Source organism: Pseudomonas sp. NPDC089741, assembly GCF_044748825.1.
Taxonomy (GTDB): domain Bacteria; phylum Pseudomonadota; class Gammaproteobacteria; order Pseudomonadales; family Pseudomonadaceae; genus Aquipseudomonas; species Aquipseudomonas helmanticensis.
The window spans coordinates 79,715-86,148 of sequence record NZ_JBIVGT010000004.1; the positions used below are offsets into that span (position 1 = coordinate 79,715).

Genomic DNA, 6,434 nt, shown 5'->3' on the forward strand with positions numbered 1-6,434 from the left:
TCAACCATTCATGATCGTTCCCACGTTGATCGTTCCCACGTTGATCGTTCCCACGTTGATCGTTCCCACGTTGATCGTTCCCATGTTGATCGTTCCCACGTTGATCGTTCCCACGCTCTGCGTGGGAATGCAGGCCGTGACGCTCCGCGTCACTGGACGCAGAGCGTCCCCAGAGGCATTCCCACGCAGAGCGTGGGAACGATCAACGCGGAGCGTCCCTGGAGGCGTTACCACGCAGAGCGTGGGAACGATCAATGCATCACAACGAATCGTGTCTGGATTAAGGATTGCAATGACTCCGCGTACCGCCCTCGGCGCTTTGCACATTGGTGCTTTGATGTTTGGCCTGACCGGTGTGTTCGGCAAACTCGCTGCCGCCTCCCCTGCCGTGATTGTTTTCGGCCGCGCGGCGTTCGCTGTGCTGGTTCTGGCGTTTTTCGTGCGTTTTGCCAGCCAGAACGGCTGGCAGAAACTGCAGGCGCTGGACTATCGACGCCTCGCCCTCAGCGGAGTGTTGCTGGCCGGGCACTGGGTGAGTTTCTTCATTTCGGTGAAAGTCGCCGGCGTCGCTATCGCCACCTTGGGCTTTGCCAGTTTTCCGGCCTTCACGGTGATTCTCGAAGGGCTGATCTTCCGCGAACGCATTCGCGCCAATGAAATTCTGCTGGTGGTACTGGTCAGCATCGGCCTGATTCTGGTGACCCCGGCCTTCGATCTGGGCAGCGGTGCCACAGTCGGTTTGCTCTGGTCGGTGCTGTCGGGATTGCTGTTTTCCCTGCTGTCGCTGACCAACCGCGCCAGCTCCGGACGCATCCCGGCCGTGCAGGCGGCGCTGTGCCAAAACGTGGTGGTGGCCCTGTGTTTGCTGCCGGTCGCGGCACCGCAACTGAGCGCAGTGCGCGCGCTGGACTGGTTGTGGATCGCCCTGCTCGGGGTGTTCTGCACCGGTGTCGCCCACAGCCTGTTCGTCGCCAGCCTGGCGGTGATCAAGGCGCGCACGGCGGCGGTGGTGTTTGCGATGGAGCCGGTTTACGGCATCACCGTGGCCTGGCTGCTGTTCAATGAAAACCCGACGCCGAAGATGTTGATCGGCGGCGCGCTGATCATCGTCGCCATCGTCGTGTCGGCGCGGATGTCAGGCCATGCCGACAGAAAAACCGTCGCCGCCGAGGCTGCGTCTCACTGAGTGCGGTCGTTGTGGCCGAGGTCGCGGTCAGGATCGATCTGATCGCGCACCCGCTGTTTCAACACCTTGGCCTCCGGAAACCCGCCATCGGCCTTGCGCTCCCAGATCTGCACGCCCGCGCAGGTAATATGAAACACCCCGCCGGTGCCCGGCACCAGTGAGACTTTGCCGAGATCATCGGCAAACGTGCTGAGCAGTTCCTGCGCCAGCCACGCGGCGCGCAGCAGCCACTGGCATTGGGTGCAATAAGTGATGACAACTTCGGCTTTGGCGACAGTCATGTTCGCTGAAACTCCTGAGACAGAGGGCGCCGCTATAATAGCCGGCTTTATCGCTTGCCCCGAGACTCACAATGCGCCGTCTGCTGTTCTGCCTGCTGCTTGGTTTCCTTCCTTTGTTCGCTCATGCCGGCGTCGATGCCAGTGACGCGACGCGCCCGAAAGTCGGCCTGGTGCTGTCCGGCGGCGCGGCGCGCGGGTTGGCGCATATCGGCGTGCTCAAGGCCCTGGAAGAGCAAGGCATCAAGATCGATGCGATTGCCGGCACCAGCATGGGCGCCGTGGTCGGTGGCCTGTATGCGTCAGGCTACAAGATCGATGAGCTGGAAAAACTCGCGCTGAACATCGACTGGCAAGCCGCGCTGTCCGACGCCCCGCCGCGTGAAGACGTACCGTTCCGGCGCAAACAGGACGACCGCGACTTTCTGGTGAAGCAAAAACTCAGCTTCCGTGACGATGGCAGTCTCGGCCTGCCGCTGGGGGTGATTCAGGGCCAGAACCTCGCGTTGCTGCTGGAAAGCCTGCTGGCCCACACCAGTGACACCCGCGACTTCGACAAACTGCCGATCCCCTTCCGCGCCGTCGCCACCGACATCGCCAACGGCGAAAAAGTGGTATTCCGCAAAGGTCACTTGCCTCAGGTGATCCGCGCCAGCATGTCGATCCCGGCGGTGTTCGCCCCGGTCGAACTCGATGGCAGGCTGCTGGTGGACGGCGGCATGACCGACAACATCCCGCTCGACGTGGTGCGGGCGATGGGCGTCGACATCGCCATCGTGGTCGATATCGGCACGCCGCTGCGCAACCGCAAACAACTGACCACGGTGGTCGACGTGTTGAATCAGTCGATCACCCTGATGACCCGCAGTAACTCGGAAGAACAACTGGCCGCGCTGAAACCTTCGGACGTGTTGATTCAACCGGCGCTGGCGGCGTTCGGCGTCACCGATTTCGGCAAGGCCCAGGAAATGATCGACGCCGGTTACCGCGCGACGAAAATCCTCGATGCGCGCCTCGCCCGACTGAAACCTGCCGAGTCCCAGGACGCCGAACTCAACGCCGCACGCTCGCCGGGCCAGCGCACACCGATCATCACCGCGATCAAGGTCGAGAACGACTCGAAAGTCGACGACGATGTGATCCGCTATTACATCCGCCAGCACATCGGCGAGCCGCTGGATCTGGGTCGCCTGCATTCGGACATGGGTACCTTGTACGGCCTCGACTATTTCGAGCAAGTGCAGTACCGCGTGGTGCACAAGGGTCAGGATCACACCTTGGTGATCAGCGCCCGCGGCAAGCGCAGCGGCACCGATTACCTGCGCGTGGGCCTTAACCTGTCGGACGACATGCGCGGCGACAGCGCCTTCAACCTCGGCGCCAGTTACCGTATCAACGGCATCAACCGCCTCGGCGCGGAGTGGCTGACCCGCGCACAGATCGGCGACAAACAAGAGTTGTACAGCGAGTTCTATCAGCCGCTGGACGTCGGTTCGCGTTATTTCGTTGCGCCGTATGCGTCGTTCGAGGCACAGAACGTCGATTCGGTGCTCGATAACGATCCGGTCGCGCAATACCGCGTCGAGCGCTACGGGTTCGGCCTCAACCTCGGTCGACAGATCGGCAACAACGGTGAAATACGTTTCGGTGTCGGTGAAGCCTGGGGCAAGGCTGACGTGCGCATTGGCGATCAGGATCTGCCAAGCGAAAGTTTCACCGAAGGCTTCTACTCGCTGAAGTACTCCTACGATTCGCTGGACAACGTTTACTACCCTCACGAAGGCAAGGACATCAGCCTGACGCTGATGCAATTCGAACCGAGCCTGGGCTCGGACACGCGCTATCGGCAGTGGGAGTTCAAACTCGACAAAGCCATGAGTCGTGGGCCGGATACGCTGATTCTCGGCGGTCGTTATGGACGCACGCTGGACAATGCCAACGTGGTGACGTCGAGCTTCCTGCTGGGCGGCGCACGGCAGTTGTCGGGTTTCCGCGAGGATTCGGTGTCGGGGCAGAATGTCAGCCTGATGCGCGCGGTGTATTACCGCAGGCTGACGCCGCGCTCGTACCTGCCGCTGGATTTCCCGCTGTACGCCGGTGCTTCGCTGGAACGCGGGCGGGCATGGAACAATGACAATGAGTTCGACAGCGGCTACATCAATGCGGCGAGCGTGTTTATTGGCTTCGACACGCCGTTGGGGCCGTTGAATTTCAGTTATGGTTTGAATGATGCGAATGAGCAGGCGGTGTACCTGAACCTCGGCCAAACCTTCTGACCCGTGTAGGAGCTGTAGCCACAGTGCCAATGGGGGAGCGCATAAAACTCAGCGAATCCCCGCCAATAAAGTGCGTGCCGTTTGTTTCATCGGCTCATCGCCTTCCTTGAGCAGCTCGTTGAGCAGTGCAATCGCGCTGTCGAGGTCGCCGTCATCAATGCAGGTTTGCGCCTGTTCGAGCTTTACGGATCCGCCGCTGTGCAGCTCCTCCGGCGTTTGCAAATCCAGCGGTTCCAGTGCCAGTGGCGGCGAATCAGCAAATTCATTGAGGAAGTTATCGTCCAGCGGCTGGGCATCCGCCTCGGCGATCCACTCAAGCTCAGCGTCCTCACTGTCCGCTGTTTCCGGCAGGGCAAAATCCTGCGGCAGCACTTGCAGGCTGGCACCGAAGGCGGACGCGTCTGTCGGCGCTGGCGCGGTGGCCGCACGGCTGTCTTCCAGATCCCAGGTGGAATCCATCGACAAGGCGTCCAGGTTCAGTTCGAAGTCATCTTCCGCTGGCGCAGGTTCGGGCGCGGCAGCAACGACAGGTGCTGCGCTGGCGACCGCCGGTACGATCGGCGCCAACGATACCGCACTGGTCAATTTTGGATGACGCTGGCGAATTTCCTGTAACCGCTGCTCATCAACCCCGAGCTGGCGCATATGGTTTTCCTGCAATTCAAAGGCTGTGCTATCGCCCTGGCGCCCCAGCACTTCGAGCAATTGCAGGCCAAGATCAACCCGCTCCGGTTCCTTTTGCAAGGCATCGCGTAACAGCCCGGTTGCTTCGCCGAGCCGGCCATAAGCCAGATAGATTCCCACTGCCTCCAGCACATCGCCCGCCGCCGGCTCTTCTCGATGATCGGCAGAGGCGTGCGTCCTGACCGGCTCCGCGCTTGCGCTCGCATCAACGTCAGGTTCGCCAGGCAGCGCCGCGAATGGCAGCGGTTCGGCGCTGGACGCCTGTTGTTGCCGTCGACGGTGAATAAACAGTGCGGCCAACGCCCCGAGCAGCAGCAACAAACCGCCTAGCAACGGCCAGTTAAAGCCGTCATCGGCGGGTTCGACCGGTGCGGCGACCGGTGCCGGGATTGGCGTTATGACAGGCGCTGGCGGCGCCTTTTGCAGTTCGACCAAGCGGGTTTGCAGATCGCTGATCTGCTTCTTGCCATCGGCAATCAGCACGTCCTGCGCCTGGATTTTCAGATTCTGCTCGTCGAGGATTTTTTGCAGTTGCTGGTTCTGCAACACGCTCGCGGCCAACTGCTCGGCCAGTGCATCGTTGACGGGTGCCGGTGCCGGGGCAACAGGCGCGGTGTCACGCTTGCCTTGCGCGGCCTGCGCGGGCGCAGCCGGTTCAACCGTGGGAAAGCCGGAAGACTGCGGGCGCGGATCCGGCTCATCGGTGGCCGGCACGATACCGGGGGAACCCGGTGGATCGATCAGCACGGTGTATTCGCGCAGCAAGCGGCCGTTGGGCTGACTGAGCTGTACGAGGAAATTCAAATAGGGTTCGTTGACCGGTTTACTCGAGGTCACCCGGATCATCTGCCGATTGCCGTGCAGGATCGGCGTGAACTTGAGGTCATTGAGGAAGAACACTCGCTCAACCCCGGCCTGGCCGAATTCGTCGGCCGTGGCCAGGCTCACGGAGAGATCGTTTTGTGTCAGCCCGCCAACATCGACCAACGCGATGTCGGCCTTGAGCGGCTGATTGAGGGCGGAATGAACAGTGATGTCACCCAGCCCCAACGCCATCGACCAGGTCGAATAGCTGAATACGCCAGCGATCAGCAACCATTTGGCGCCACCGCGCAGTACCACGTGCCGACTTGCGAGCATGAGCATCCCTTAAATAAGCAAAACCGACTTCTATGCGTTCGCACATCCGGTACGAACACGATATTGCCCAGTAGTTCTTATAGTCTGCTCAGCGCGATCTCTCAAAAAAACGGCAGCGGGTTGTGCCTCAAGATTTTTCCAGATTACCCAGAATATGCCCGTGAACCCGCATGCAGACCTTTAAATCCGCCTCGTCGACGCCTTCGAACAATTCGTGACGCAGCTGCGTGGCAATCGTTTCGATTTGTTCGATCAGCGGCAGGGCCGGCGCACAGAGAACGATTTTTTTCGCCCGACGGTCTTCCATCACGGACTGGCGTTGCACCAGGCCCTGGCTTTCCAGACTATCAAGCAAGCGTGCAAGGGTCGGACCTTCGACACCGACGCTCTGCGCCAGCTCACGTTGGGTCGGCGCCTCTTCAAAGCGCGCCAGATGCAGCAGCACCAGCCAGCGCGCCTGGGACAGCCCCAGGCCGGCCAGCCGGCGGTCCAGTTCGGCACGCCAGCCACGGGACATCTGGGCCAGTTGCATGCCAAAGCGGTGTTGATCGGTTAACGGCATAAAACACTCACGGTTAGACTGAAAAATAAAGAATTTCTAATTATTAGCCAGCTAAGCATGAGCTGCAGTTATAGGCAAGTGGCGGTCTGTACTGAATCGTTACATCTTGAAAGCCCCTCACCCTAGCCCTCTCCCAAAGGGAGAGGGGACTGAATGAGGGATGCTTCAGGATTACGCCGACCTGATCCTGCTTTACCGAATCCATAATCGACTGGTTCTCTCAGGTCGATGTCAAACCCCAGACACCTCGGTCGGCCCCCTCTCCCAAAAGGAGAGGGGACTGAATGGGGGATGCTTCAGGGTTACGC

At 60.6% G+C, this 6,434-nt stretch carries 5 protein-coding genes; 2 read left to right on the plus strand and 3 right to left on the minus strand.

What is annotated here, in order from left to right:
- Positions 1–292 precede the first annotated feature (292 nt).
- Positions 293–1,186: a DMT family transporter gene (locus ACIPZE_RS05910; RefSeq protein ID WP_129390748.1), complete on the plus strand. Its 894-nt coding sequence runs from the start codon at positions 293–295 to the stop codon at positions 1,184–1,186.
- Here the strand turns inward: ACIPZE_RS05910 and ACIPZE_RS05915 are convergent.
- Entirely contained in the window at positions 1,180–1,467 is a 288-nt protein-coding gene (locus ACIPZE_RS05915) for a SelT/SelW/SelH family protein (protein ID WP_016771139.1), read from the minus strand. The two genes, ACIPZE_RS05910 and ACIPZE_RS05915, sit on opposite strands and share 7 nt — an antisense overlap.
- A gap of 71 nt (positions 1,468–1,538) precedes the next feature.
- Here ACIPZE_RS05915 and ACIPZE_RS05920 point away from each other — a divergent pair, with 71 nt between their 5' ends.
- Positions 1,539–3,740 (plus strand): patatin-like phospholipase family protein, encoded by a 2,202-nt coding sequence (locus tag ACIPZE_RS05920; RefSeq protein ID WP_400771926.1) that lies wholly within the window; start codon positions 1,539–1,541, stop codon positions 3,738–3,740.
- A gap of 48 nt (positions 3,741–3,788) precedes the next feature.
- Here the strand turns inward: ACIPZE_RS05920 and ACIPZE_RS05925 are convergent, their stop codons facing one another.
- Both ACIPZE_RS05925 and ACIPZE_RS05930 read right to left on the minus strand, forming a co-directional pair.
- Positions 3,789–5,564 carry a FimV/HubP family polar landmark protein gene (locus ACIPZE_RS05925; RefSeq protein ID WP_400771928.1) on the minus strand — a complete coding sequence of 592 codons (1,776 nt, stop codon included), beginning with the start codon at positions 5,562–5,564 and terminating at the stop codon, positions 3,789–3,791.
- A gap of 127 nt (positions 5,565–5,691) precedes the next feature.
- Entirely contained in the window at positions 5,692–6,126 is a 435-nt protein-coding gene (locus ACIPZE_RS05930; protein WP_016984207.1) for a MarR family transcriptional regulator, read from the minus strand.
- Positions 6,127–6,434 lie beyond the last annotated feature (308 nt).